General features: G+C 66.6%; 25 protein-coding genes and 2 riboswitches. Of the genes, 19 read left to right on the forward strand and 6 right to left on the reverse strand.

What is annotated here, in order from left to right:
- Positions 1-10 precede the first annotated feature (10 nt).
- On the forward strand, positions 11-1,120 hold the full coding sequence (gene folP, locus FHT19_RS07065; protein ID WP_169474409.1) for a dihydropteroate synthase: 1,110 nt from the start codon (positions 11-13) through the stop codon (positions 1,118-1,120).
- Positions 1,121-1,151: 31 nt separating this feature from the next.
- Here the strand turns inward: folP and FHT19_RS07070 are convergent, their stop codons facing one another.
- The gene (locus tag FHT19_RS07070; RefSeq protein WP_168554876.1) at positions 1,152-2,570 is read right to left on the reverse strand and encodes a sigma-54 dependent transcriptional regulator; all 1,419 of its coding nucleotides are present in this window, start codon (positions 2,568-2,570) and stop codon (positions 1,152-1,154) included.
- 143 nt (positions 2,571-2,713) lie between these two features.
- Here FHT19_RS07070 and FHT19_RS07075 point away from each other — a divergent pair, with 143 nt between their 5' ends.
- The 13 genes from FHT19_RS07075 (at position 2,714) to gcvPB (ending at position 13,939) form a co-directional block, all read left to right on the forward strand.
- A complete protein-coding gene (locus tag FHT19_RS07075) occupies positions 2,714-2,836 on the forward strand; it encodes an aa3-type cytochrome c oxidase subunit IV (protein WP_210425463.1) in 123 nt (40 codons plus the stop codon).
- Positions 2,837-2,851: 15 nt separating this feature from the next.
- Entirely contained in the window at positions 2,852-3,970 is a 1,119-nt protein-coding gene (locus FHT19_RS07080; protein WP_169474960.1) for an NAD(P) transhydrogenase subunit alpha, read from the forward strand.
- A 68-nt stretch (positions 3,971-4,038) separates the two neighbouring features.
- The gene (locus tag FHT19_RS07085) at positions 4,039-4,452 is read left to right on the forward strand and encodes a DUF559 domain-containing protein (protein ID WP_169474410.1); all 414 of its coding nucleotides are present in this window, start codon (positions 4,039-4,041) and stop codon (positions 4,450-4,452) included.
- A 3-nt stretch (positions 4,453-4,455) separates the two neighbouring features.
- Positions 4,456-4,740, forward strand: coding sequence for a proton-translocating transhydrogenase family protein (locus tag FHT19_RS07090; protein ID WP_110761118.1), 285 nt, complete (start codon positions 4,456-4,458; stop codon positions 4,738-4,740).
- The gene (locus FHT19_RS07095; protein WP_169474411.1) at positions 4,740-6,152 is read left to right on the forward strand and encodes an NAD(P)(+) transhydrogenase (Re/Si-specific) subunit beta; all 1,413 of its coding nucleotides are present in this window, start codon (positions 4,740-4,742) and stop codon (positions 6,150-6,152) included. The genes FHT19_RS07090 and FHT19_RS07095 overlap by 1 nt, the downstream gene beginning before the upstream one ends.
- Positions 6,153-6,190: 38 nt before the next feature.
- Positions 6,191-6,526, forward strand: a complete 336-nt coding sequence (locus FHT19_RS07100) for a hypothetical protein (protein WP_211184760.1) — start codon at positions 6,191-6,193, stop codon at positions 6,524-6,526.
- A gap of 120 nt (positions 6,527-6,646) precedes the next feature.
- Positions 6,647-7,342 carry an amino acid racemase gene (locus FHT19_RS07105; protein WP_169474412.1) on the forward strand — a complete coding sequence of 232 codons (696 nt, stop codon included), beginning with the start codon at positions 6,647-6,649 and terminating at the stop codon, positions 7,340-7,342.
- 5 nt (positions 7,343-7,347) lie between these two features.
- Entirely contained in the window at positions 7,348-8,511 is a 1,164-nt protein-coding gene (locus tag FHT19_RS07110; protein WP_169474413.1) for a deoxyguanosinetriphosphate triphosphohydrolase, read from the forward strand.
- Positions 8,504-9,196: an NAD(P)H-binding protein gene (locus FHT19_RS07115; protein WP_169474414.1), complete on the forward strand. Its 693-nt coding sequence runs from the start codon at positions 8,504-8,506 to the stop codon at positions 9,194-9,196. The genes FHT19_RS07110 and FHT19_RS07115 overlap by 8 nt, the downstream gene beginning before the upstream one ends.
- Positions 9,197-9,234: 38 nt before the next feature.
- Positions 9,235-9,342, forward strand: a riboswitch (glycine riboswitch).
- Position 9,343: 1 nt separating this feature from the next.
- Positions 9,344-9,468, forward strand: a riboswitch (glycine riboswitch).
- A 32-nt stretch (positions 9,469-9,500) separates the two neighbouring features.
- Positions 9,501-10,646, forward strand: a complete 1,146-nt coding sequence (gene gcvT, locus FHT19_RS07120) for a glycine cleavage system aminomethyltransferase GcvT (RefSeq protein WP_169474415.1) — start codon at positions 9,501-9,503, stop codon at positions 10,644-10,646.
- Positions 10,646-11,017: a glycine cleavage system protein GcvH gene (gcvH, locus tag FHT19_RS07125; protein WP_169474416.1), complete on the forward strand. Its 372-nt coding sequence runs from the start codon at positions 10,646-10,648 to the stop codon at positions 11,015-11,017. The genes gcvT and gcvH overlap by 1 nt, the downstream gene beginning before the upstream one ends.
- Before the next feature lie 4 nt (positions 11,018-11,021).
- Positions 11,022-12,380, forward strand: a complete 1,359-nt coding sequence (gcvPA, locus tag FHT19_RS07130; protein ID WP_169474417.1) for an aminomethyl-transferring glycine dehydrogenase subunit GcvPA — start codon at positions 11,022-11,024, stop codon at positions 12,378-12,380.
- Positions 12,377-13,939, forward strand: a complete 1,563-nt coding sequence (gcvPB, locus tag FHT19_RS07135; protein WP_169474418.1) for an aminomethyl-transferring glycine dehydrogenase subunit GcvPB — start codon at positions 12,377-12,379, stop codon at positions 13,937-13,939. Before gcvPA ends, gcvPB begins: the two co-directional genes overlap by 4 nt.
- A 79-nt stretch (positions 13,940-14,018) precedes the next feature.
- On the opposite strand, the gene FHT19_RS07140 is transcribed toward gcvPB, so the two are convergent.
- Both FHT19_RS07140 and FHT19_RS07145 read right to left on the reverse strand, forming a co-directional pair.
- Complete coding sequence (locus tag FHT19_RS07140) at positions 14,019-14,156, reverse strand: entericidin A/B family lipoprotein (RefSeq protein ID WP_168554887.1); 138 nt, start codon at positions 14,154-14,156, stop codon at positions 14,019-14,021.
- 92 nt (positions 14,157-14,248) lie between these two features.
- Positions 14,249-15,175, reverse strand: coding sequence for a DMT family transporter (locus FHT19_RS07145; protein ID WP_169474419.1), 927 nt, complete (start codon positions 15,173-15,175; stop codon positions 14,249-14,251).
- A gap of 103 nt (positions 15,176-15,278) precedes the next feature.
- On the opposite strand from FHT19_RS07145, the gene FHT19_RS07150 reads away from it, so the two are divergent.
- Positions 15,279-15,536 (forward strand): hypothetical protein, encoded by a 258-nt coding sequence (locus FHT19_RS07150; RefSeq protein WP_169474420.1) that lies wholly within the window; start codon positions 15,279-15,281, stop codon positions 15,534-15,536.
- Between the two features lie 3 nt (positions 15,537-15,539).
- Here FHT19_RS07150 and FHT19_RS07155 read toward each other — a convergent pair whose 3' ends face one another.
- Positions 15,540-17,039, reverse strand: coding sequence for a CpaF family protein (locus tag FHT19_RS07155; RefSeq protein ID WP_168554890.1), 1,500 nt, complete (start codon positions 17,037-17,039; stop codon positions 15,540-15,542).
- Between the two features lie 157 nt (positions 17,040-17,196).
- Complete coding sequence (locus FHT19_RS07160; RefSeq protein ID WP_169474421.1) at positions 17,197-18,816, reverse strand: hypothetical protein; 1,620 nt, start codon at positions 18,814-18,816, stop codon at positions 17,197-17,199.
- Positions 18,817-18,885: 69 nt separating this feature from the next.
- Here FHT19_RS07160 and FHT19_RS07165 point away from each other — a divergent pair, with 69 nt between their 5' ends.
- A complete protein-coding gene (locus FHT19_RS07165; RefSeq protein ID WP_348981752.1) occupies positions 18,886-19,233 on the forward strand; it encodes an HNH endonuclease in 348 nt (115 codons plus the stop codon).
- A gap of 23 nt (positions 19,234-19,256) precedes the next feature.
- Here the strand turns inward: FHT19_RS07165 and FHT19_RS07170 are convergent, their stop codons facing one another.
- Positions 19,257-20,087, reverse strand: a complete 831-nt coding sequence (locus tag FHT19_RS07170; RefSeq protein ID WP_248290302.1) for a response regulator transcription factor — start codon at positions 20,085-20,087, stop codon at positions 19,257-19,259.
- A 315-nt stretch (positions 20,088-20,402) separates the two neighbouring features.
- On the opposite strand from FHT19_RS07170, the gene FHT19_RS07175 reads away from it, so the two are divergent.
- From FHT19_RS07175 to FHT19_RS07185, 3 genes are all read left to right on the forward strand, one after another.
- Positions 20,403-21,725 (forward strand): MFS transporter, encoded by a 1,323-nt coding sequence (locus FHT19_RS07175; protein WP_169474963.1) that lies wholly within the window; start codon positions 20,403-20,405, stop codon positions 21,723-21,725.
- Positions 21,722-23,827, forward strand: coding sequence for an alpha-galactosidase (locus FHT19_RS07180; protein ID WP_248290303.1), 2,106 nt, complete (start codon positions 21,722-21,724; stop codon positions 23,825-23,827). The genes FHT19_RS07175 and FHT19_RS07180 overlap by 4 nt, the downstream gene beginning before the upstream one ends.
- A gap of 70 nt (positions 23,828-23,897) precedes the next feature.
- Entirely contained in the window at positions 23,898-25,058 is a 1,161-nt protein-coding gene (locus FHT19_RS07185) for a glycoside hydrolase family 68 protein (RefSeq protein WP_169474422.1), read from the forward strand.
- Positions 25,059-25,096 lie beyond the last annotated feature (38 nt).

The raw sequence follows: 25,096 nt of genomic DNA on the forward strand, positions 1-25,096 counted from the left end.
GGGGCGCGGGATGAACGAGACGGTTTACCTGCGCCCCATCGCGCTCACTGAAAGTCCGCAGGCGGATGATCCAGCCGCCGTGCGCCTGGCCGGTGGCCTGGCCTGCGCCAGCCGCTTTGCCCTGTTGGTGCGCAAGGATGGCAGGATCGTTTCGCGCCAGGTGGTTGGCGCCGAAGATGTGCCTGCAGCGATTGCGCGCCTGTCCGATGCGCTTGCCGAAGAAGCCAGCGCGCAGTGGGTGAACCTGCGCAAGAGCCACGCGCCCATCGGCTGCGGCGAGCGCGTGCTGCGCCTGGACCAGCCCCTGGTCATGGGCATTCTCAATGTCACGCCCGACAGTTTTTCCGATGGCGGCCAATTCCTCGACAAGCCGGAAACCGCCCTGGACCATGCCGCGGCGATGCTGGCGGCGGGCGCGGCCGTGATCGACGTGGGTGGGGAATCCACCCGGCCCAATGCCGCCGCCGTGTGGGAAGGGGACGAGGTCAAGCGCGTGGTGCCGGTCATTGAGCGGCTCGCCGCCACCGGCGCGGCCATTTCCATCGACAGCCGCCGGTCGAGCGTCATCGCCGCCGCGCTGGCGGCTGGCGCGCATATCGTCAACGACGTCTCCGCCCTGCGCCACGACCCGCGCAGCATGGAAATCGTCGCTGCCAGTGGCGCACCGGTCGTGCTGATGCATGCGCCGGGCGGGGCAGACGACCTGCACGCCGACGGCCATTACCAGGACGTGGTGCTCGACGTGTTCGACGACCTGCGCGCGCGCCGGGATGCCGCGTTGGCTGCGGGCATCGCCGCGGAAAAGATCCTGCTCGATCCCGGCATCGGCTTTGGCAAGACGCTGGCCGACAACCTTGCGCTGATCAACGCCTTGCCGTTGTTCCATGCACTGGGCCAGCCCATCCTGTTTGCCGCCAGCCGCAAGCGCATGATCGGCGCGCTTTCGAACGAGGCGCCCGCGCACCAGCGGCTGGGCGGTTCGATCACGCTGGCGGTCAAGGCATTCGAGGCCGGTTGCCACATGGTGCGCGTGCACGACGTGGCCGATACCGTGCAAGCCATGCGCGTGTGGCGCGGGTTGCGCGACGCGGCGCTGACCGACTTTTCGCAGTTGGCGTGAGGCTGTCGAAGGCCCTTTCCCGCGCAAGCCCTCAAGCCGCGTTGTCGATGCCCAGTTCCGACAGCTTGCGATAGAGTGTGGATCGGCCAATGCCCAGCCGCCGTGCCACTTCGGTCATGCGCCCGCGATAGTGGCCAATCGCCAGGCGGATGACGTCGGCTTCGATTTCCTCAAGCGGGCGCAAGTTGCCATCGGCGGTGAACAGCATCACCCCGGCACCATCGCTGATCGGGGCGGCGGTACGCGGCGTTTCACCCACCATCGTCGAAAGGTTGGGAAAATCCTGCGCGGTCAGGGTTTCGGCGTCGCAAAAGACCGCTGCGCGGAACAGCGTGGCCTGCAATTGCCGCACATTGCCCGGCCAATCATAGGCCTTGAGCAGCGCCAGCGCCCCGTCGGTCACGCCCAATGGTCGCAGTCCCGGCTGTTCGCCAATCCGCGCCAGGAAATAGCGGGCAAGGGCGGCAATATCGCCCGCCCGCTCGCGCAGGGCCGGCAGGTGCACGTGCACCACAGTCAGCGCATCGACCAGCGGCGCGTGATAGAGGCCGGCGTCGGCGAGATCGCGCAAGGGGGCGTTGCTGCAGGCAAACAGGCGCACGTCGATGCGGAAGGAATGGCGCGCGCCGATCGGCTGCACGTCGCCGCGCGTCAGGAACTGGGCCAGGCGTTCCTGCACATGGGTGGGCAGGCGGTCCACCTCGTCGATCACCAGGGTGCCGCCATCGGCGTGCTGCAGGGCGCCGATGTGCCGGTCGAACGCGCCGGGAAACGCGCCCTTTTCGTGGCCGAACAGCACGCTTTCGATCTGGTTGGCGGGAATGCCACCGGCGTTGACGATGCGCAGCGGCGCCTTTGCACGCGGGCTGGCGGCATGCATCGCGCGCACCAGCATTTCCTTGCCCGTGCCGCTTTCGCCTTCGATCAGCACGGTCTGCTGCGTGCGGGCGGCCTTGGCGGCAACGGCAAGCGCGGCGCGAAAGGCAGGCGCGGCGCCGATCATCGAATCGAAATCGAGCGTCGTGCCGATCTTTTCGGTGAGCGGTTGCAACTCGGCGACCGGCGCTTCGCGCAAGGTGGCGCTGCGCAGCGCCTGGAGCAGGCGATCGGGCGCCACCGGCTTGATCAGGTAATCGGTGGCCCCGGCGCGCATTGCCTCCACCGCCAGCAGAGGCGACGCGCTCGTCGTGAGCATCAGGATCGGCAGGGCTGGTCGGCGGGCCTTGAGTTCGGCAATCAGGGCGCAGGCATCGTCACCTGGAACCCATTGATCGAGAATGATCGCGCCCAGTTGCATGCCCTGGCGGGTGCCGAGCGTGGCAATCGCGGTTTCGGAATCGCGCGCCACGATGGTGCGCCAGCCCTCGCGCGCGGCGAGCGCCGTGATCAGCCGGCATTGGGCAGGCTCATCATCGATCAGCATCAGCAGGCGGTCGTCGGCGTCGGCCATGGTTTTCCCGTCATTGCAACACCCCCGGCTTAGGCTTTTCTGGTAAAAACCTGATTAAACAATCAGGCCGTTCAATCGCCCTTGAGGCACGCCGTGCTGCGGGATAAGGTGCCCGACAAGATAATGACGAGGGATGAGTGAGCATGACGTCTGCCAACGACTTGAAGGCCGCACGCGAAACCTATGAAGGCTTTCTTTCCCTGATCAAGGTGGCCGTACCGGTGATCGCGTTGATCGTCGCCTTCGTGATCCTGATCATCCAATAAGGAATGTCACATAATATAACGATCGCCGTTCTTGCCGAACGCGCGACGGGAGAGAGCCGCGTTGCCGCAACGCCCGAAACGGTGCGCAAGCTGGCGGCGTTGGGGGCAAGACTGGTGGTGGAAAGCGGCGCAGGGAAGGGCGCCGGCATTTCCGACAATGACTATGCAGCCGCCGGGGCAGAGATCGCCAGTTCCGATGCCGCCGCCGGCGCACAGATCGTGCTGGGCGTGCAAGGGCCCGATCCAGCCGCGGTGGCGTCTGCGGCGCCGGGGGCCTGGATCGTCGCTTCGCTCGATCCCTTTGGGCAGCGTGCCCGCGTGGATGCCTATGCCGCCGGTGGCCATGAAGCGCTGGCGATGGAATTCATGCCGCGCATCACCCGCGCGCAATCGATGGATATCCTTTCGTCCCAGGCAAACCTTGCCGGGTACAAGGCCGTGCTCGTGGCGGCGAACCTCTATGGCCGCGCCTTTCCGATGATGATGACGGCGGCCGGCACGGTGAGTGCGGCCAAGGCCTTCATCATGGGGGTGGGCGTGGCCGGCCTCCAGGCCATCGCCACGGCGCGGCGCATGGGCGCGCAAGTTTCGGCCACCGACGTGCGCTCTGCCACCAAGGAACAGATCCAGTCGCTCGGCGCCAAGCCGATCTTCGTGGAGAACGTGGCAGGCATCGAGGGTGAGGGCGCCGGCGGCTATGCCACCGAGATGAGCCCGGAATACCAGAAGGCCCAGGCCGAACTGGTCTCCAGCCACATCGCCAAGCAGGACATCGTGATCACCACCGCGCTGATCCCGGGCCGCGCCGCGCCCCGCCTGATTACCGATGCGCAGATTGCCACAATGCGGCCCGGCTCGGTGATCTATGACTTGGCGGTGGCGCAAGGTGGGAACGTGGAAGGCAGCGTGCCCGACCAAGTGGTGGAACGCCACGGGGTAAAGATCGTGGGCTATGCCAACACGCCCGCACTGCTTCCGGACGACGCTTCTGCGCTGTTTGCGCGCAACTTGTTCAATTTCCTGTCCGCGTTCTGGGACAAGGACCAGGGCCGCCCGGTGCTGGACGAGGAAATCGGCAATGCCATCCGCCTGACGCAAGGCGGCCAGGTGGTGCACGAAAGGCTGAAGGGGTGAGGGGCTGACGCGATCCTCCCCCTGCGGGGGAGGGGAACCACCCGCAGGGTGGTGGAGGGGGTAGAGCAATGCGCGACCATAGCGTGCAGGCACTGAAAAACGCCAGGAAGCTGCGCAAGGCGATGAGCCTGCCGGAGGTTTTGCTGTGGCAGCGCTTGCGCGGTAGCGATCACGGCGTGAAGCTCCGCCGCCAGCATCCCGTTGGCGGCTATGTTGCCGATTTCTATTGCGCTGCTACGCGTACGATCATCGAGATCGATGGCATTGCCCACGCCATGGGGGACAGGCCCAAGGCCGACCTGCGGCGCATGACCTGGATGGAAAGCACTGGCTTTCACGTCATCCGCATTCCCGCTGCCGAAGTCCTGCGTGATCCTGATACCGTTGCCCAAGCAATCGTCGCCGCGTGCCGCATAGCACCCCCTCCGTCAGCCCTGCGGGCTGCCACCTCCCCCGTGGGGGGAGGATCTGAAGGTATCTGACTTATGGACTTCATATCGATCCTGAGCATTTTCGTGCTCGCCTGCTTTGTCGGGTATTACGTGGTCTGGTCGGTCACGCCGGCGCTGCACACGCCGTTGATGGCGGTGACCAATGCGATTTCATCGGTCATCATCGTGGGGGCGCTTGTCGCTTCGGCGGCGGCGGGGTCGCCCTTGGCCAAGTTCCTGGGGCTGGGCGCGGTGGTGCTGGCTTCGGTCAATATCTTCGGTGGCTTTGCCGTCACCCAGCGCATGCTGGCGATGTATAAGAAGAAGGAGAAGAAGTGATGGAACATGTCACCTCTTCCCCCTGGGTCGGCTTCGCCTATCTGGTTGCCGGCGTGCTGTTCATCATGGCGCTGCGTGGCCTCTCGTCGCCGGGTACGAGCCGGGCGGGCAACCGCTATGGCATGATCGGCATGACCATTGCCGTGGCGACGACGCTGGTCACCCATTCCATCGCCAGCCTGCCGGAAATCGCCGTGGCCATCGCCATCGGCGGCGGCATCGGCTTCGTGATCGCCCGGCGCATCCAGATGACGGCGATGCCGCAACTGGTTGCCGCGTTCCACTCGCTGGTGGGTCTTGCCGCCGTGCTGGTGGGGCTGGCGGCCTATGCCAATCCCGAGGCATTCGGCATTCTCAACGCCGAGGGGCTGATCGAGCCGCAGAGCCGCATCGAAATGGGCCTGGGCATTGCCATCGGCGCGATCACCTTCTCCGGTTCGATCATCGCCTTCCTGAAACTGGCCGGCAAGATGAGCGGCGCGGCGATCCTGCTGCCAGGGCGGCACGTGCTCAACCTGGGCACGCTGATCGCCATCCTTGGGCTGGTGGCGTGGTTCACGCAGGATGAAAGCGCCTGGGTCATCGCCGCGATCACCGCGCTGTCGTTTGCCATCGGCTTCCTGCTGATCATCCCGATCGGCGGGGCAGACATGCCGGTGGTGGTTTCGATGCTCAACAGCTATTCCGGCTGGGCGGCAGCGGCGATGGGTTTCACGCTGCACAACACGGCGATGATCGTGACCGGCGCGCTGGTCGGCTCTTCGGGTGCGATCCTGTCCTACATCATGTGCAAGGCGATGAACCGCTCGTTCCTGTCGGTGATCGCCGGCGGCTTTGGCGCCGAGGCAGCGGCCAGCGGCGGCGCCGCCAAGGAGCAGCGCCCGTGGAAGCGCGGCTCGGCCGAAGACGCCGCCTTCCTGATGAAGGAAGCCGAAAACGTCATCATCATCCCGGGCTATGGTATGGCCGTCAGCCAGGCGCAGCACGCGCTGCGCGAGATGGGCGATGTGCTCAAAGCCAATGGCGTCAGCGTGAAATACGCGATCCACCCGGTGGCGGGGCGCATGCCGGGGCACATGAACGTGCTGCTCGCCGAAGCCAACGTGCCCTATGATGAAGTGTTCGAGCTGGAAGACATCAACAGCGAGTTCGCGCAGGCCGACGTCGCCTTCGTGATCGGCGCCAACGACGTGGTCAATCCGGCGGCCAAGACCGACAAGTCCAGCCCGATCTATGGCATGCCGGTGTTCGACGTGGACAAGGCCAAGACGATCTTCTTCGTCAAGCGCTCGATGGGCGGGGTTGGCTATTCCGGCGTCGACAACGACGTGTTCTACATGGACCAGACCATGATGCTGCTGGCCGATGCCAAGAAGATGGTCGAAGACATCGTCAAGGCACTTCAGCACTGACGTTGACAGACCCGGTGTGCCGGGGCGAGAAGGCGGGCATGAAGCCCATTGCCCTTTTCGCCCCCACGCGCCTGGTCTTGATCGCGATGGCCCTGTCGTCCTCCGCTTGCGTATCCAAGCTGGCCGAGGGCCGCGTGCGCAGCGCGCTGGTCGATGCCGGCGTTTCCCCGTCCAACGCAGCCTGCATGGCAGAGCGGATGACCGACCGGCTTTCCATCGGCCAGTTGCGCCGGCTGGAGGCCTTGCGGGCGCCCAAGCGCAGCCTGAGCGACTATGTGTGGACGGTAAAGCGGCTGGATGATCCGCAGTTGGTGGATGTGACGGTCAGTGCCGCGGCCCTGTGCGCGATGGGATTGGCCCCGGAAAAGCGGTGAACCGTGCGCGCGGGCGGGGCGGATTGCCGCCTGCGCCCGCTGGACCTGGGATCGGGCCTTGCCTAAGGCTTGGGGAACGGGAATGGCCGGAATGGGACTGGCCGGCAGGAGAGACACGTTTTGCGCAAGATCGGCCTTATCGGCGGCATGAGCTGGGTTTCGACCCGCACGTATTATGAGCATATCAACAAGCTGGTCCAGGCGCGCACGAGCACGCTGTCCAGCGCGCCCTTGATTATCGAAAGCCTTGATTTTGCAGGGCTGGCACGGCTTTCCTCGGCTGAGGAATGGAACCGCGCGGCGCAAGTGCTGGTAGAGAGCGCCAAGCGCCTGGAGCAGGCTGGGGCCACGGCGATCCTGATCGGCGCCAATTCGATGCACAAGGTCTATGACCAGATCACCGCGTCGGTGGGCGTGCCGGTGATCCACATTGCCGATGCCGTGGGCGCGCGGATGCAGGCCAATGGCGTGAAGACCGCCGCGCTGATCGGTTCGCGCAATGTCATGGTCGAAAGCTTTTACCGCAAGCGGCTGGTGGCCCATGGCGTCACGCTGCTGCCGCCGGTGATGGACAATGTCGATGAAATCGACCGCATCATCTACGAAGAACTGATGCAGGGCCGCGCCACGCGCTCGGCCGAGCGCACGTTCAAGACGCTGCTGACCACGATGGGCCAGGCCGGGGCAGAAGGCGTGGTGCTGGGCTGCACCGAACTGGACATGGTGATCGATGTCGACGCCAATGTGCTGCCGATCTATGACGGCACGCGCATCCATGCCGAGGCGGCCGTCAACTGGATCCTGGACGAAGGGTGACAGCCATGCGCGCGCCCTGGGCCTGCGATCCGGCCGCTTCGCGCGGGCGGGAATTCGCGCTGGAGCAGGGCGGTGTGCGCGGGCCACGCAGCGATTTCCAGCGCGACCGCGATCGCATCATCCATTCGATCGCGTTCCGCCGGCTGCGCCACAAGACGCAGGTGTTTATCGCCCCCGATGGTGACCACTATCGCGTGCGGCTGACGCACAGTTTGGAAGTGGCGCAGATCGGCCGGGTGATCGCCCGCGCGCTGGGGGCCGACGAAGACCTGACCGAGGCGTTGTGCCTGGCGCACGATATCGGCCACCCGCCGTTCGGCCATGCCGGCGAGGATGCATTGCAATCCGCGCTCGCCGATGCCGGCGGGTTTGATCACAACGCCAATACCTTGCGCGTGCTGATGCGGCTGGAAAGCCCCTATGTGGAGCACGATGGCCTGAACTTGAGCTGGGAAATGCTCGAAGGGCTGGCCAAGCACAATGGCCCGGTGAAGAAGCCCACCTGGGCCTTGGCCGAACTCGATGCGGCGTTCCCGCTCGATCTGGCCAGCCACGCTTCGATAGAGGCGCAGATTGCGGCGATTTCCGATGATATCGCCTATGACAACCATGACATCGACGATGGCCTGCGCGGCGGCTTCCTGACGCTGGACGACCTGCTGGAGCTGCCGTTCGTGGCCGAGCAGTGGTATGCGATCGAAGCGCGCCATCCCCGCGCCCCGCGCGAACGGCTGTTGCGCGAATTGGTGCGCGGGCAGATTGGCCGCATGGTCAACGACGTGATTGGCGAAACGCAGGCGCGCCTGGCGAGTAGTGGCGTGGACAGCGTGGCAGCCGTGCGCGCGGCTGGCCGTGCGCTCTGCGGCTTTTCGGAAGCCGTGCGGCGCGAGGAGCGCACGCTCAAGCAGTTCATGTATGCCCGGCTCTACCTGCATCCCGAACAGGTCGCCGCCGCCGACCGCGCCCGCGCGGTGATCGAAACGCTGTTTGCCGCCTATCGCGCCGATGCCGCGCTGATGCCGCCCACCTGGCATGCACGCTTGCCATTGGATGAACCGGCACGCAGCCGCGCGATTGCCGATTTCATCGCCGGCATGACCGATCGCTATGCCATCGACAACTACGTGAAGATCACTGGGCAAGTACCTGAAGGACTTAGCAATGTCTGATCCGGTCCGGGTCCTGCTGATCGGCGCGACCGGGCTGGTGGGGCAGGGCGTCCTGGCAGCGGCGGTGGATCGCCCGGCCCTGCGCCTTGTTGCCCTGGGTCGCCGCGCAGCACCCCTGCCGCCTGGCGCGCGCATGGAGCAACTGGTGATCGAGCCGGCGCAATGGCCCGATGCGATCACGGCCGCGCGTCCCGGCGTGATCGTGTTGGCGCTTGGCACGACGATTGCGGCCGTCGGGGGTGATCGCGCGGCGTTTCGGGCGGTCGACCATGACCTCGCTCTGCGCTGCGCGACGGCGGCGCGCCAGGCCGGCGTGGCCCATGCCATCCTCGTCTCCTCGGTGGGCGCCGATCCAGACGCGCGCGCCTTTTACCTTGCGACGAAGGGCGAGGTGGAACGTGACGTGGCGGCGCTGGGCTTTGCCCGGCTTGACGTGCTGCGCCCCGGGCTGCTGCTGGGCCACCGCCAAGGCCCGCCGCGCCCGGCGGAGCGGCTCGGCATGGCGTTGGCGCCGTGGCTGGATTGGGTGCTGGCGGGCAGCGTTTCGCGCTATCGCTCGATCCCGGCTGCCACTGTTGGCCGGGCGATTGCAACCCTGGCGCAAGCCCAAGAGACCGGGCATTTCGTGCACCACTTTCGCGAAATCCACAGTGCCGCGCTGGGCAGGCCTGGCGGAACCGGTTGACTTGCATGGCTGCCTTGCGCGAAAGGGCATGCCTGTCGCTGACCCGCGCGGGAGAGTTCGCTGCCGATTCGCATATGTGAAATGGTAGTGGCGCCGAAGGAGCAACCGCCCCGGAATCTCTCAGGCCAAAGGACCGCACGGGGTCTATAGCGACACTCTGGAAAGTGCTGCCACTCCCGCAGAGGAGAGGAGCCGCCGAAGGGGTAACCCCATGATGCGCCGCAGGAGGGCGTGGGGGAAAGCTCTCAGGTTTCCGTGACAGAGGGGGCACCGTTGGGTGCACCTCTGTGCGGAGTTGAAACTTGTGAGTGACACATACGATCTCGCCCGTTCTGCGGGCGAAAAGCCGCCTATCCTGGCGCTCCCCCTCGATGCCTGGCACCGTGCACGCGGCGGCCGCATGGTCGAATTCGCCTGCTATCACATGCCCGTGCAGTACGAGGGCATTCTTGCCGAACACCTGTGGACCCGCGCCCATGCCGGGCTGTTCGATGTGTCGCACATGGGCCAATTGGTCTTGCGCGGCGCCAATGCGGCGCAAGCGCTGGAAAGCCTGTTGCCCGGCGCCTTTGCCACGCTCAAGCCGGGCAAGCAGCGCTATTCGCTGCTGCTGGCCGACGATGGCGGCATCCTCGACGATCTGATCGTCACCAACCGCGGCGATCACTTCTATGTGGTGGTCAACGGCGCGACCAAGCATGCCGACATCGCGCATATCGTGGCACGCCTGCCCGAAGGCGTCACGCTGGAGCATCTTGAAAGCCACGCGCTGCTGGCCTTGCAGGGGCCGGAAGCCGCCCAGGCGCTGGCTGCACTGGGCCTGGCGGTAGATAGCCTGGTGTTCATGGAAGCCGCTTTGTTCCAGTGGAACGGCGTGGCACTGGGCGTGAGCCGGTCTGGCTACACCGGCGAGGATGGTTTCGAAATCTCGGTTCCGGCGGCGCAAGTGGAGGCGCTGGCCGATGCCCTGCTGGCGCAGCCGCAGGTCAAGCCGATTGGCCTGGGCGCGCGGGATTCGCTGCGCCTGGAAGCGGGCCTGCCGCTCTATGGCCATGATCTTTCGCCCGATATCGACCCGGTCGAGGCTGACCTCGGCTTTGCCATTCCCGCCCGACGCCGCGTGGCCGATGCCGGCTATCCCGGCGCCGCGCAGCTGGCACAGGCTTTTGCCCAGGGCCCGGCGCGCCGCCGCGTGGGCCTGCTGATCGAAGGCCGCATGGCCGCACGCGAAGGCGCCGAAGTCATGGCCGATGGCCGCACGGTGGGCACCGTCACCTCGGGCGGTTTTGCTCCCAGCCTGGAACGCCCGATCGCCATGGCTTTCGTGGAAACCGCGCTGGCCGTGCCCGGTACCGCGCTGACTCTTTCGGTGCGCGGCAAGAGCCTTGCCGCCACCGTTACCCCGCTTCCCTTCATCCCCCACCGTTACGTGCGCAAAGGAGCCGCCTGATGACCCGCTATTTCACCGCCGATCACGAATGGCTTGTGGTTGAAGGCGACATCGCCACCGTTGGCATCACCGACTATGCGCAAAGCCAGTTGGGCGACATCACGTTCGTGGAACTGCCCGCGGTGGGCGCCAGTCTGGCCAAGGGTGACAGCGCCTCGGTGGTCGACTCGGTCAAGGCCGCGTCGGACGTCTATGCCCCGGTTTCGGGCGCGGTCACCGAAGTGAACCCGGCGCTGGAAGAGGCGCCCGAACTGGTCAACTCCGCCCCCGAAGGCGAAGGCTGGCTGTGGAAGATGACGCTGTCCGACGCCGGCGAACTCGACGGGCTGATGGACGAGGCGGCCTATACCGCCCATGTCGCGGGGTTGTAAACGCATGCGCTATCTTCCCTTGAGCGACCATGATCGTGGCGAGATGCTCGCCACGATCGGGGTTCCCGACGTGGACGCGCTGTTTGCCGATGTGCCGGCCGACGCGCGCCTGACCGGGCCGATTGCCGGCTTGCCGGGCCATGCCAGCGAAATGGCGGTGGAGCGGCACATGGCGCGGCTTTCGGCCGAAAGCCTCACCGCCGGCCAGGTGCCGTTCTTCCTGGGGGCAGGGGCCTATCGCCACCACGTGCCCGCCACGGTCGATCACCTGATCCAGCGCGGCGAGTTCCTCACCGCCTACACCCCCTATCAGCCGGAAATCGCGCAGGGCACCTTGCAGGTCCTGTTCGAATTCCAGACCCAGGTGGCGCGCCTGCTGGGCACCGACGTGGCCAATGCCTCGCTCTACGATGGCTCCACCGCGTGCTGGGAAGCGATCGCCATGGCGGGCCGCATCACCCGCCGCAGCAAGGCCGTGCTTTCGGGCGGCCTCCACCCGCATTACGTGGGCACGGCGCAGACCATGGCGCGGTTCACCGGCGATAAGCTGATCACGGCCAAGCCGGAACTGACTGCCGCGCCCGACGATGATACGGTGATTGCCGCGATCGACGGCGAAACCTCGTGCGTGCTGGTGCAATACCCCGACGTGCTCGGCCGCATTCCGGATGTCGCCCGCATCGCCGCCGCTGCCCAGGCCAAGGGCGCGCTGCTGATCGCCGTGGTGACGGAACCGGTGGCGCTGGGCCTGATCGAAAGCCCCGGCACGCTGGGCGCCGATATCGTGGTGGGCGAAGGGCAATCGCTGGGCGTGGGCCTGCAATTTGGCGGGCCGTACCTGGGCCTGTTCGGCTGCCGCGAAAAGTTCGTGCGGCAGATGCCGGGCCGCCTCTGTGGCGAAACGGTGGATGCCGATGGCAAGCGCGCCTTCGTGCTGACGCTGTCGACGCGCGAGCAGCATATCCGGCGCGAGAAGGCGACGAGCAATATCTGCACCAATTCAGGGCTTTGCGCCCTGGCATTCAGCATCCACCTGAGTTTGCTGGGTGGCGAAGGGCTGGCCCGCATGGCCCGCGCCAGCCACTTGCGCGCGGTGCAGACCGCCCAAGCCCTGGCCGCCGTGCCGGGCGTGGCGCTGGTGAACGAAACCTACGTCAACGAATTCACCGTCACCCTGCCGCGCCCGGCGGCCGAAGTGGTTGATGCCCTGGCTGCGCGCCGGGTGCTGGGCGGCGTGGCGCTCTCGCGCCTTGTGCCGGGCCAGGCAGACCTAGCCAATGCGCTGATCGTGGCGACCAGCGAGTTGACGAGCGAGGAAGACATCGCGGCCCTGGCGGCCGCGCTTGCGGAGGTATTGGCATGACCGTTCTCAATCCCTCGGGCTGGCGGCCCGAAATGGGCGAGCGCGTTGCCGCCGCCCTCGATGCGCCCGAAACCGTAACCGGCAACCGCGCGCTGCACCTGGAAGAGCCGCTGCTGTTCGAAGTGGGCCGCATGGACCACTGCGGCGTCGATTTCGACCAGGTGCCCGGATCGCCGCTGGCGGCCCTTGCCCTGCGCGCCGCGCCGGTTGATCTGCCGGGCCTGAGCGAGCCGGAAGCGGTGCGGCATTACACCCGCCTGTCGCGCCAGAACTATGCGATCGACCTGGGGCTGTTCCCGCTGGGCAGTTGCACGATGAAGCACAACCCGCGCCTGGACGAGAAAGTGGCGCGCATGCCCGGCTTTGCCGACGTGCACCCGCTGCAACCGGTGCGCACGGTGCAGGGCGCGCTCAAGGTGATCGACCAACTGGCCGATTGGCTGGTCAAGCTGACCGGCATGGCCGCCGTGGCGATGACGCCCAAGGCCGGCGCCCATGGCGAGCTGTGCGGCCTGCTGGCGATCCGCGCCGCGCTGGATGCACGGGGCGACAAGCGCGACGTGATCCTGGTGCCCGAAAGCGCCCATGGCACCAATCCCGCCACCGCCGCCTTTGCCGGGTTCAAGGTGGAATCGATCCCCGCCAGCGACGATGGCCGGGTAGACACCGCCGCTTTGATCGCCAAGCTGGGCACGCATGTGGCCGGCGTGATGATCACCAACCCCAACACCTGCGGGTTGTTCGAGCGCGATCTCAAGACCATTGCCGATGCCGTGCATGGCGTGGGTGGCTATGTCTATTGCGATGGCGCGAACTTCAACGCCATCGTCGGCCGGGTGCGGCCGGGCGACCTGGGCGTGGACGCCATGCACATCAACCTGCACAAGACCTTTTCCACGCCGCATGGCGGGGGCGGGCCAGGTGCTGGGCCGGTGGTCTTGTCCGAAGCGTTGGCGCCTTTTGCGCCTTTGCCCTTCGTGGTGGCGGGCGGCGACGGCGTGCTGCGTCTGGTTGAGGAAGCCGAAGGGGCGGCCGAGGCACCTGAGGCCTTTGGCCGCATGTGCGCATTCCATGGGCAGATGGGCATGTTCAGCCGCGCTTTGGCCTATATCCTGAGCCATGGGGCCGATGGCCTGGCCCAGGCTTCGGGCGACGCCGTGCTCAATGCCAACTATGTCTTGCGCCGGTTGGAGCATGTGCTCCACGCGCCGTTCGGCGCGGCCGGCCCCTGCATGCACGAAGCGCTGTTCAGCGATGACAACTTTGCCGAAGGCTTTGCCACGCTGGATCTGGCCAAGGGGCTGATCGACGAGGGCTACCACCCGATGACGGTCTATTTCCCGCTGGTGGTGCACGGGGCGATGCTGGTGGAGCCGACCGAAACCGAAAGCAAGGCGGGGCTCGACCAGTTCATCACTGCGATGGAAAGCCTGGGCGCCCGCGCCAAGGCGGGCGATCCGGCGCTCAAGACCGCGCCGCACTTCGCCCCGCGCCGCCGCGTCGACGAAACCCGCGCCGCACGCAAGCCGCGCCTGGTGTGGAGCGCACAGGGCGCCTGAAGACCTGACGTAACGACGTGAAAAAGGCGCCGCAAGATGCTGATCTTGCGGCGCCTTTCCATTTCAGTCGAGAGCGCGATTACTTGCCGTTGATCGCGTCAGACCCGGCCTGGCCAACCGATTGCACGTCCTTGCCGGCGCCCTTGACGGTATTGCACGCTGCCGTGCCCAGCAGCAGGCCGCCCATGGCGGCGGCGATGATGATCTTGCGCATCATAAAAAGGCTCCCTTGCCTGTGGGACGAAAGGCCGATCGAGCCTTTCCGAACGCGCACAGAACGAGCCAGCCTGCATGCGGTTCCTTGCCCTTTCAGGCGATCGACGGGGCCGGGGGCACGGGCGGCGCAGGCGCCATGCTGTTGCGGGCACGATGGCGCACGTGCTCGCGCCAGGCGATGATCAGGCCCGCGGCAATCACGACCGGCGCGCCCAGCCAGGTCGTGGGCGGGGGCAGGTGATCGAACACGATCCAGCCCCACAGCGTGGCCCAGCCAAACTGCGAATAGTCCATGACAATCACGCTCGATACCCGGCCAAAGCGCAGCGCTGCCGTCATCAACAGCTGTGCCGCCAGCCCGGTGACGCCGATGCCGACGAGCATGAGCCAACCCAGCGCGTCGTGGTGCACGCCGGTGTGCAGCAGGAATGGCGCCAGCACCGGCACGCTCATCGCTGAAAAATAGAACACGATGGTCAGGGGCTCCTCGGTCCGCCCCAGGTCACGCAACTGGATCGATACCAGCGCGACCATGAACGCCGCGCCAATGCCCACGCACAGGCCGAGCACGGGCAGGTCGGCCTCGGCCGGCCCCGCAATCACCACGATGCCCAGCAGGCCGATGGCCACCGCCGTCCAGCGCCAGGGCCCGACTTTTTCCTTGAGCAGGAGCGCCGAAAGAATGACTGCAAAGACCGGTGCGGTGAAGCCCAGGACGGTGGCTTCGGCTAAGGGCAGGATCTGCACGACGCCCAGCGTAAGGAACATGCCGGCGGTACCGATCATCGCGCGGCGGAAATGCACCCAAAGCCGCGCCGTGCGCAGCCGCCGCAATTCGCCGCGCGCACCCAGCCAGCCGAGCAGCATCAGTGCCGGGAAGGCTTGGCGCCAGAACATCGTTTCGGGCAAGGGCATGCCCCGCTCGCCCGTCAGCTTGACCAGCAGCAGCATCAGCGACAGCATCGCCATGGCCGCCAGGCGGAGCCCAAGGGCCAGGAACGGTCTTTCGTGCGCGCGCATGGCTCGCGCGCCTAGGGAGCAGCGGCGCTCTATGCAAGCCCATTGCACAGGTGCGGACATCGGCCCTCTTGCGCGGGCGCCGGACGGTCGCCATGGCGCAGCCATGATGGAACGTTGGCTTGCGATCGACTGGGAAGCGCTGTGGCAGCGGCTTTGGACGGGCCCGTGGCAGGGCACGGCCACGGTGGGCGGCGCGCTGCTGGCCATTGCGTGCTGGGCGGGAATGGCGGAGCGCCGGCGCGCCAAGCGGCAGAACCTCGATCGCGTGGGCTGCATGCCCTGGACGATGATCTACGTGCTGTGCTTTTTCCTTGGCTGCGTGCTGGTGGGCGGTGCCTTGCACACCGCCCTGTCCGGCTGACGCTTAGAGGCAGGCCTCCAGGAACGCCTGGTCGAAGCCGAACTGGCGGGCCTTTTCCAGGGTATAGGGGCGCAAGCCCGAAGGGCGGAACTCGCCGATGATCTTGCCCTCTTCAGTTTCGTCCAGGTATTCGAACTTGAACAGCTCCTGGGTCACGATCACATCGCCTTCCATCCCGATCACTTCGGTGATGTTGGTGGTGCGGCGCGAACCGTCGCGCAAGCGCTTGACCTGAACGATCAGGTCGACCGACTCCGCGATCTGGCGGCTGATCGCTTCCTTGGGGATCTTGATGTCCCCCATCAGGATCATGTTTTCCATACGGCCCAGGCATTCGCGCGGAGAGTTGGCGTGGAGCGTACACATCGAGCCATCGTGGCCGGTGTTCATCGCGGCCAGCAGGTCAAAACATTCCGCGCCGCGAATTTCGCCCAGGATGATGCGGTCAGGGCGCATACGCAGGGCGTTCTTCACCAGGTCGCCGATGGTGATCGCGCCCTGGCCTTCCAGGTTCGGCGGGCGGGTTTCCAGCGGCAACCAGTGCGGCTGCTGTAGGCGCAGTTCGGCCGCGTCTTCGATGGTCAGCACGCGCTCGCCCGGATCGATCATCTTGGACAGCGCGTTGAGCATCGTGGTTTTCCCCGAGCCGGTACCGCCCGAGATGACGATGTTCATGCGGCAGGCCCCGGCGATTTTCAGCGCGGTGCACATCTTGTCGCTCATCGAACCGAAATCGCGCAACATATCGAGCGTGATCGGCTTTTCGGAGAACTTACGGATGGAAATCGCGGTGCCGCGCAACGAAAGCGGCGGCACGATCACGTTGACGCGGCTGCCGTCCTTCAGGCGGGCGTCGGCCAGCGGCGTCGTCTGGTCCACGCGGCGGCCCACCTGGTTGACGATGCGCTGCGCGATCTGGAACAGGTGGCTTTCATCGCGGAAGCGGATCGGGGCGAGTTGCAGCTTGCCCTTCTTTTCGATGTAGGTCTGCTCCGGCCCGTTGACCATGATGTCCGACACGTCGGGATCGTTGAGCAGCTCTTCCAGCGGGCCGAAGCCGAGCAGTTCGTCGATCAGCACCTTTTCCAGCGCGAACTGTTCGCGCCGGTTGAGCGTGACTTTCAGTTCCGCCAGCACTTCCATGATGATCGGGCGGAATTCCTCCGACAGTTCATCCTTGGTCAGTGTGGCGGCCGCTTCGGGATCGACACGTTCGAGCAGGCGCGGCAGCACCTGTTCCTTGATCTTGTGGACCGAGGCTTCGAAGCCTTCGGCCTGGTAGGTGTTGTCGACCACGCCGTTGATGCGTTCGGCCAGGCGGCTCATGGCGTCGGCGTGCTTGCCGCCCATGTCGTCGTTCGCACCGGGCAGCGGGCTGGGTTCGGGAATGCCCATCGGCACCGGAGCGGCCGTGTCACCGGCCTTCATCGGTCGCGCAACGCCGAACGAAGGGCGCGCGGCGGCGGTCCCACCCAAACCTGTCTTCCGGCCAAAAGCGCTCATGCGTCTTTTCCTGTCAACTCGTTCCATGGCGCCGTAGCCTGACAATGGTCAGGAACGGCTTGGTAGACGTAGTGAATACGGGGGAAACCTTCAGGATTTCCTAAAATAGCGGTGATCGGGTGACGCCGGCACGACTCCGGCGAGGCTGGGCCCGCCATTAGAACCGGCCGATCGGGCGCAGCACTGGGCCACACCAAGGCGTACGCGCCCGGCCTTCGGGCGCGTCGCTGCCGATTTCGTAAAAGTGAAAGTCGGATACGCCCAGGCCGCCGGGCACCATTCCCAGGTGGCGGATCAAGGGCTGGTGATCGGCTATCTTCATTTCCGACAGCAGATAGAAATGTCCGTTGGTGGCAACCGCTTCGCGGAGCAGCCTTGAAAAGGCGGCATCGCGCACGGGGGTTCGGTTGACCGGATTGTCCCAGCGCACCCATTGCTGCCCGCAGGGACGGCCAAGCCGTTCGAACACGATGCCGGTCTGCATGTGGATGCGCTGCCCGTTGCCGTCGGGGTGGGAGAACCACCGCACCTGGGCGAGGCCATGGCTGCGAATGAACGCCCCGGCTTCGGCAGAGCGATCGAACGGCACGGCCAGCGCGGCTGCGGCCCAGACCAGGCCGCAAGCCCCTGCCGCATAGGCCCAGGCGCGCAGGCCATAGGCGGGTGCAGGGCCGCCGCGCAGCCGCCGATGCCATAGCAGCAAGACCAGCAGCAGCACGCCAAGCATCACGTGGCGCGGCGACAAGACATAGACCATGACGCCAAAGGCCATGGTGAGCAGCATGAAGCCGGCCATGATCCAGGCGTCCTGCGGCCGGCGGCGCAGTTCCATCGTGATGATGAAAGCAAACACGCATAGCGCCAGCGCGCCCAGCACGGGCGGTGGAGGGCTGTTCCAGTGCAAGCCACCGTCACGCCATTGCAGCGGCAGCGCCAAAGTGCCGATGTTGGCCAGCCAGGTGGCAAAGCCCGTCAAGGGGCCGAGCAGGGGCGCTGCCGGCACCATGCCGGACGCGGGCCGTACGGTCCAGGCGGCCAACATGCCCGATGCCGCAAACACGATCGACCAGGGCCACGACCAGCGGCGATCCTGCCAGCGCAGCCCGACCAGAACGAGGCCAATGACGCCGAACAGGAAATCGCATTGTGGCAACAGCACGAGGAACGGCCAGGCCCACTGTCCGCGCTGCCACAGCGCCATGGCCAGCAGAGCGCATGCCACGCCCAATGTCAGGCTGCGCGACAAGGTAAAGAATTCGAACAGGAAAAACGGGCTGATTGCGAGCGCAAGGCGCAGCGTTCGAGCAAACGGGGCGCGGGCAAGGATAGCCAGTTGCGCCGGCAGGGCGAGAAGCCCCGCTGCCAGCGGCAGCACCCAGCGCGGATCGGGCAGCACCGCCGCAAGGGCACGGAGCAGCGCATACCACAGCGCGGGATGCCCTTCATAGCGCAAGGTCGCCAGCAGGTCGCTCCAATCGGCCGACTGCGCGGCGATTTGCAGGGCCTGGGCTTCATCCAGCCAGGGGCGATGGGTGGCGATCAGCACGATCTGCAGGCAGAGCACGGCGGCCACCGCCACCGCCCAGGCTGCGTCGCGCGCCAGCCAACGCCCGCCCACTTGATCGATCCGCGCCACCACTGCGCGCAACCGGCGGTCGGCAGCCAATAGGCGGGGGCCAACGCCCGGCAGATGCCTGCGCATCCAGCGGCGCAGCGCAAAGCGGCGCGACGCGTCGCAGCCCTGGCGCCTCTTGTCGCTGATGGTTGCTGCTGGCATCGTGGAATGCACTGCCCCGGCTGTTGATCGAGGCCGAGACCTAGGGCGGCTTGGTTCAAGGAATGGTTAATGCGCAGTGACCCGCGCGGGCGCAAGCAACGCATTCGGCCCGATGCGGAAGGCCCGGAAAACGGCAGGCCGCTTTCGGCCGATGGGGCGTGCTGGCTGTGCCAGCGGCCGCTGGGCCGCAAGGTGGAATGGCATCATCCCGTGCCTAAAAGCCGGGGCGGGCGCGAGGTCGTGCCCTTGCATCCGATCTGCCATCGCACGGTTCACGCCTGTTTCGACAATGCGCAACTGGCAAGGCTTGGCTGGGACCGGGCTGCATTGTCGCAGGATGCAGCCCTTTCCCGGTTTCTTGCGTGGATTGCGAACAAGCCGCCCGATTTCCACGCGCGAACCGCACCGCGGCGCTGAGGGAGGCGCCGGGTGCGAGGAGTTCAGATGCGTGCCGCGAAAAGATAGCCTTCGCCGCGCACGGTGCGGATCAAGGCGCCGCCGCCATGACGCACCAGCTTGGCACGCAGGCGCGAAACCGCCACGTCGATCGCGCGATCGAACGCTTCGGCTTCGTCGCCATGAACCAGGCGCAGCAGCGCTTCGCGGCTGACGACCTGGCCCGCGTTGGTGGCGAGGGCATGAAGCAGCTTGAATTCGCCGCTGGTCAGGTCAACGTCGCGACCGGCCGCATCGCGCACCACGTAGAACGTGGGATCGAGCACCCAACCGGCAAAGGTAAGCACCGGCGTGGCGGCCGCGCGCGCGTTGGCAGCATGGCCACGGCGCAGCACCACGCGCAGGCGGGCCAGCAACTCGCGCGGGTTGAACGGCTTGGCCAGGTAGTCATCGGCACCCAGTTCGAGGCCGACGATGCGATCGATGTCGCTTGCCACGGCAGACAGCAGCATGACCGGGGGCGTGCCGGGCTGTTCGGCCATTTCACGCAGCAGGCCGAGCGAATCTTCGCCACGTGCCATGACATCGAGGATCACCGCGTCGATCGGTTCTTGCGCCACCAGATGGCGCAGTTCGGTGCCGTTGGCGACGGAGATCACATGCATGCCCTGGCCTTCCAGGTATTCGCGCAGCATGTCGCGGGTCTGCTGGTCTTCGTCGAGCAGGGCTATGCGCGCGTCGTGCGTGCGGCGGGTTGCCGGTTCATAGCCGCTGGCCGCAGCCGAAGCGGGCATGGCCCCCTCGTTGCGGGCAAAGCGCAGGCCGGCGTGGTTGGGGTTGGGGTTTGGGCGGAATTCGGAGTGAGCAAGGGGCATTCGTCAGGGTCCATCAGTGGGAGGGAGGGATGAGGGACACCCGCTTAACGAGGGGGTCGGGAAAACCCTTCGCGGGAAATTTCTTATTCTTGCGGTTCGCGCTGCTTTCCTGCCGAAGATGTATGGCGGATGAATGCAATCGATTGTTGTAAGGCGGAGAACTCTGTGCCATGGTGCTTGCGAAGGGCCGGTGAAGCCCCTTGGGAGAGCGTCATGGAAATTGCCCACAATCCGGCCGAAACAGGGCCCAGCAGCGCCGGAGCCGGCATCGCGGGCCCGGTGCGGCCGCATCTGTCGTTGGCGCGGATTCTGGAAATGAACCTGGGTTTCCTGGGCTTGCAGTTCAGCTTTGGCCTGCAGCAAGGCAACATGGGGCCGATCTACAGCTATCTGGGCGCGAACGAGGCGCAATTGCCGTTGCTGGGCCTGGCCGGGCCGATCACCGGCCTGCTGGTGCAGCCGCTGATCGGCGCGCTGTCGGATCGCACCGCCAGCCGCTGGGGCCGGCGCACGCCCTATTTCCTGATCGGCGCGGTGCTGTGCGCGCTGGGCCTGTTCCTGATGCCCCTGTCATCATCGGTGCTGATGGCGGCGTCGCTGTTGTGGCTGCTCGACGCGGGCAACAATATCACGATGGAGCCCTATCGGGCCTATGTCTCCGACCGGCTCAATCCCAACCAGCGGCAGACCGGCTTCCTGTCGCAAAGCGCCTTTACCGGTCTTGCCCAAATGCTTGCGTTCCTGACGCCCTCGATCCTAGTGGGGCTGGGCATGAACCAGGACTGGGTCGATGCCCATGGCATTCCCTATACCGTGCGCGTGGTCTTCACGCTGGGCGCGGTGCTCTCGCTGGTCACTATCCTGTGGTCGGTGTGGCGCGTGCCGGAACTGCCCTTGACCGTGCAGGAACGCGCGCAGATCGAAGCCGCGCCCAAGGGGTTCGGCGCGGCCCTGGCCGAAATTGCCGACGCCATCGCGACCATGCCGGTAGCCATGCGCAAGCTCGGGCTGATGAGCCTGTTCCAGTGGTCGGCCATGTCGGGCTATTGGCTCTACGTCACCTATTCCATCGCGCGCACGGTCTATCACACTGCCGACGCACACAGCTCGGCGTTCCACAGCGCCGTTCTGACCAATGGCGAGATGGCTGCGTTCTATAACGGCATTTCGTTTGTCACCGCCTTTGCCATGGTGCCGCTGGTGCGCCGCATCGGGCCCGGGCCGCTGCACGCGTTGTGCCTGATGGCCGGCGGCCTTGGCATGCTGGCCCTGCCGCACGTGACCGACAAGGCGCTGCTGTTCGTGCCGGCCGTGGGTGTGGGCCTGGCCTGGGGCAGCATCATGGGCAATCCCTATGCCATCCTGACCAACTCCATCCCGCCGGCGCGCACCGGGGTTTACATGGGTATTTTCAACATGATGATCGTCATCCCCATGTTGCTGTTCGCCGTGGTGATGAGCGAGCTTGACCTGGGCTTCGTCAAGCTGGGCCTGGGCGTCTATGCCCATGTCCTGGGCAGCGATCCGGGCAATATGCTTTCGCTGTGCGGTGCCTTGCTGATCGCGGCGGCGTTTTCGGTGCTTTGGGTGCGCGAAGGGCGCCCGCAGGCGCTGCGCCTGGCAGAGGCAGCCGCGTGAGCCCGCTCTTGCTAAACCTGACCAGCGGCGCGGCGGCCATCGTGCTGGAGCCGCGCGCCGGCCGCGCACCCGCGTGGCGCCACTGGGGCGCGTTCGCCGATCCGGCCGGGCTTCCTTCGCTGGCCGACATGCGCGGGCCAGCCTCGTTCTCGCTGGATGAGGACGTTCCGCTCGATACCGCACCGCTGAATGGATTGGGCTGGTTCGGCCCTGCCGCGCTCAGGCTGCGCGATGGCGCGGGCAGGGGCATCGCCGTGGCCTGGACCGATTGCGATTGGGCGCGCACCAGCGACGGCGCGATGATCCGCCTGGAAGATGCGGCGCGCGGCGTGCGGCTGGTGCAGACGATCATGGGCGATGGCCGGGGCGGATTTCGCCTGGCCGCCACGCTGACCAACACCGGCCCCGCGCCCGTCACGCTCGATTGGTTGGCAAGCGCGGTGCTGCCGCTGCCCGCCGATGCGACGCGGCTGGTATCCTGGCGCGGGCGCCACAATGCCGAACTCGTCGAGCAGGTAGAGCCGATGCCGGCCCAGGCGTGGGTGCGTGAAGGGCGGCGCGGGATTGCCGGCCACGGCGGGCCGCCGGGCCTGTTCGTGCTGGGGGAGGGCGCCGGCCACGCCACGGGCGCGGTTCATGGCCTGCAACTGTGCTGGTCGGGCGACAGCGTGATCCGCGTGGAGCGCGACGACGAAGGCTTTTTCGTGGCCCTCGCCGGAGCAAGGCTCGCGCCGGGCGAAGTGGTGCTGCACCCTGGCGAGAGTTGGTCTGCGCCCGAGGCGCTGGCCGTCTATTCCGACGAGGGGCGCAACGGCGCCACGGCGGTGTTTCATGCCGCCGTGCGCGCCATGGTGCGCTGGCCGGGTGGCGCCATGGCGCCGCGCAAGGTGCATCTCAATTCGTGGGAAGCCTGCTATTTCGATCACGACGAGGCGCGCATCCTGGCGCTGGCGCAAGCCGCCGCGCAGATCGGGATCGAGCGTTTCGTGCTGGATGATGGCTGGTTCGTGGGGCGCGGCGACGATACCGCTGGCCTGGGCGACTGGACGCCAGACCCAGCCAAGTACCCGCAAGGCCTGGCGCCGCTCGCCAACCAGATCACCGCCATGGGCATGGAATTCGGCCTGTGGGTTGAGCCGGAAATGGTCAATCCCGACAGCGCGCTGTATCGTGCGCATCCCGATTGGGCCTTGGCGCTGCCAGAGCGCGCGCGGCCCACGGCGCGCAACCAGCTCGTGCTCGACCTGTCGCTGGGCGCGGTGCGCGATTACCTGTTCGGCTGCCTCGATCGACTGCTGCGCGAGGTGCCGATCGGCTATCTGAAATGGGACCACAACCGCGACCTGGCCCCCGCCGGTGGAGCCGCCCAGGTGCGTGGGCTCTACGACCTGCTGGCCCGGCTACGCGCCGCCCATCCCAAAGTGGAGATCGAGGCCTGTGCCGGTGGCGGCGGACGCAGCGATGCCGGCATGGCGCCGTTCGTGCATCGCTATTGGACGAGCGATAATATCGACGCGGTCAGCCGTGTCGCTATCCAGCGCGGCTTCCTGGCCTTCCTGCCACCGGAAATGATGGGCAGCCACGTCGGCGCCAGCCCGGCCCATGCCACCGGGCGGGCCCAGGCGCTGGCGTTCCGCGCGGCCGTGGCCCTGCCGGGGCACTTTGGCGTGGAAATGGATCCGCGCACGCTCGCGCCTGCCGAGCGCGATGACCTTGCCGGCTGGATCGCGTTTCACCGTGAATGGCGCGATCTACTGCATGGCGGCCAGGTCTGGTTGGGCGAGGGCAACGATGGCCTGGTCTGGCAGGCGCAGGGCGCCCCAAATCGGCAACTGCTGTTCGTGATCCGCCGTGCGCCAGCCCAAGACCGCCGGCCCCAGCCGCTGCGCCTGCCCCATCTGGCCGGGCAGGGCGTGCTGAACGTGCGGCTGCTGCGCCTGGCCGGCGGCACCGGCGGGCACGCTGCCCCCACCACGGCGCTGCACCGGGCGATGCATGATGCCCCGGTGGCGATGACCGGCAGTTGGCTGGCCCATGCCGGCCTGCCGCTGCCGCCAATGAATGCCCAGACCGTGGCGATCTTTGCCATCGAGGCCACGTGACAATGCCCCGATCCCCACGCCCCTTCTCTCCTTCCTTGCGCGCCTGACGCGCCAACCTGCACGAGGTCGCATGTCCGCCGATCCCCTTTCGTCCGTTTCCGATGCGCAATCGATTGCTCAGATCTTGCGCCGTCAGCCCAGTCGGTGGGAGCCCCATGGCTATGATCCGGTCCCGGAAATTCCGCTGGTTACGGCGGCCGATGTGGCGCCGATCATGCCGGGGCTGGACCTGTGGGACTGCTGGCCCCTGGCGCACGAGGATGGGCGCACGGCGGTGCACGCCGGGCGCACCTGGTGGTTTTTCCTCAGCGCACCCTGCTTTCCCGATCCCGTGCAGCGGCACGATGTGGCGCGCATCCGCCTGCTGTCCCATGGGGACGACGGTTGGCGCGATCACGGCAATGCCCTGCCAGATGGGCTGAACCCCGGTACGCGCGAATGGGCGGGCTGCGCCGTGCTGATGGATGACGGCGTTTCGGTGACGCTGTTCTACACCGTGGCCGGGCGCCAGGGCGGGGCATTTTCCTATGAGCAGCGGCTGTTTGCCGTGCCGGGCACGCTGGGCACCGACGGCCCCGGGACATGGCAGGCGCCGCAAGAGATCGTCGCCGCCGATGGCGTGCGCTATGTCGCCGATCGCCAGGAAATCACCAATCCTGCGCCTGGCTCGATCAAGGCCTTTCGCGATCCCGCCTGGTTCCGCGATCCCGCCACGGGCAAGGCCCACGTGGTGTTCACCGGCAGCGCCGCCTGGACCAGCAATCCGCACAACGGGCTCGTTGGCCTGGCCACGCTGACCGCCGATGGCTGGCTGCTGGAAGACCCGCTGGTCGAGGCGATCGGCACCAACAACGAGATGGAGCGGCCCTGCGTGGTGTGGCGCGACGGGCATTACTACCTGTTCTGGTCCACCCAGCGCCACACGTTCGCTCCCGGTGCGGTCGATGGGCCCAATGGTCTTTATGGGATGGTCGCCGAAAGCCTGACCGGCCCCTGGCGCCAGCTGAACGGCAGCGGCCTGGTTGCGCCCAATCCGGCCGGAGAACCGGGCCAGACCTATAGCTGGTGGGTGACCGGCGAAGGCACCGTGTGGAGCTTCATCGACTATTGGGGCATGGCCGGGCGCAAGCTGGCCGACCATCCCGAACTGCTGCGCGCGCAATTCGGCGGCACGCCGGCGCCGGTGTTCGCCCTGGTGTTCGAGGGCGATCGCGTCACGGTCGCGCCATAAGGCGGGGCAGGGTGCCCGGGCTGGGCTCTTTGAACTGG

Origin of the sequence: Novosphingobium sp. SG919, from assembly GCF_012932495.1 — a bacterium.
In the GTDB taxonomy this organism is placed as follows: Bacteria; Pseudomonadota; Alphaproteobacteria; order Sphingomonadales; family Sphingomonadaceae; genus Novosphingobium; species Novosphingobium rhizosphaerae.

What these genes read in the sequence shown, in the direction of transcription:
- FHT19_RS07100 (WP_211184760.1), top strand. Translation starts at nt 6,191, where the DNA reads ATGAAGCCCATTGCCCTTTTCGCCCCCACGCGCCTGGTCTTGATCGCG.
- FHT19_RS07155 (WP_168554890.1), bottom strand. Translation starts at nt 17,039, where the DNA reads ATGAGCGCTTTTGGCCGGAAGACAGGTTTGGGTGGGACCGCCGCCGCG.
- FHT19_RS07140 (WP_168554887.1), bottom strand. Translation starts at nt 14,156, where the DNA reads ATGATGCGCAAGATCATCATCGCCGCCGCCATGGGCGGCCTGCTGCTG.
- FHT19_RS07175 (WP_169474963.1), top strand. Translation starts at nt 20,403, where the DNA reads ATGAACCTGGGTTTCCTGGGCTTGCAGTTCAGCTTTGGCCTGCAGCAA.
- FHT19_RS07170 (WP_248290302.1), bottom strand. Translation starts at nt 20,087, where the DNA reads ATGCCCCTTGCTCACTCCGAATTCCGCCCAAACCCCAACCCCAACCAC.
- folP (WP_169474409.1), top strand. Translation starts at nt 11, where the DNA reads ATGAACGAGACGGTTTACCTGCGCCCCATCGCGCTCACTGAAAGTCCG.
- FHT19_RS07075 (WP_210425463.1), top strand. Translation starts at nt 2,714, where the DNA reads ATGACGTCTGCCAACGACTTGAAGGCCGCACGCGAAACCTATGAAGGC.
- gcvPA (WP_169474417.1), top strand. Translation starts at nt 11,022, where the DNA reads ATGCGCTATCTTCCCTTGAGCGACCATGATCGTGGCGAGATGCTCGCC.
- FHT19_RS07085 (WP_169474410.1), top strand. Translation starts at nt 4,039, where the DNA reads ATGCGCGACCATAGCGTGCAGGCACTGAAAAACGCCAGGAAGCTGCGC.
- FHT19_RS07165 (WP_348981752.1), top strand. Translation starts at nt 18,886, where the DNA reads ATGCGCAGTGACCCGCGCGGGCGCAAGCAACGCATTCGGCCCGATGCG.
- FHT19_RS07095 (WP_169474411.1), top strand. Translation starts at nt 4,740, where the DNA reads ATGGAACATGTCACCTCTTCCCCCTGGGTCGGCTTCGCCTATCTGGTT.
- gcvH (WP_169474416.1), top strand. Translation starts at nt 10,646, where the DNA reads ATGACCCGCTATTTCACCGCCGATCACGAATGGCTTGTGGTTGAAGGC.
- FHT19_RS07185 (WP_169474422.1), top strand. Translation starts at nt 23,898, where the DNA reads ATGTCCGCCGATCCCCTTTCGTCCGTTTCCGATGCGCAATCGATTGCT.
- FHT19_RS07115 (WP_169474414.1), top strand. Translation starts at nt 8,504, where the DNA reads ATGTCTGATCCGGTCCGGGTCCTGCTGATCGGCGCGACCGGGCTGGTG.
- FHT19_RS07150 (WP_169474420.1), top strand. Translation starts at nt 15,279, where the DNA reads ATGATGGAACGTTGGCTTGCGATCGACTGGGAAGCGCTGTGGCAGCGG.
- gcvPB (WP_169474418.1), top strand. Translation starts at nt 12,377, where the DNA reads ATGACCGTTCTCAATCCCTCGGGCTGGCGGCCCGAAATGGGCGAGCGC.
- FHT19_RS07070 (WP_168554876.1), bottom strand. Translation starts at nt 2,570, where the DNA reads ATGGCCGACGCCGACGACCGCCTGCTGATGCTGATCGATGATGAGCCT.
- FHT19_RS07090 (WP_110761118.1), top strand. Translation starts at nt 4,456, where the DNA reads ATGGACTTCATATCGATCCTGAGCATTTTCGTGCTCGCCTGCTTTGTC.
- FHT19_RS07110 (WP_169474413.1), top strand. Translation starts at nt 7,348, where the DNA reads ATGCGCGCGCCCTGGGCCTGCGATCCGGCCGCTTCGCGCGGGCGGGAA.
- FHT19_RS07145 (WP_169474419.1), bottom strand. Translation starts at nt 15,175, where the DNA reads ATGCGCGCGCACGAAAGACCGTTCCTGGCCCTTGGGCTCCGCCTGGCG.
- FHT19_RS07160 (WP_169474421.1), bottom strand. Translation starts at nt 18,816, where the DNA reads ATGCCAGCAGCAACCATCAGCGACAAGAGGCGCCAGGGCTGCGACGCG.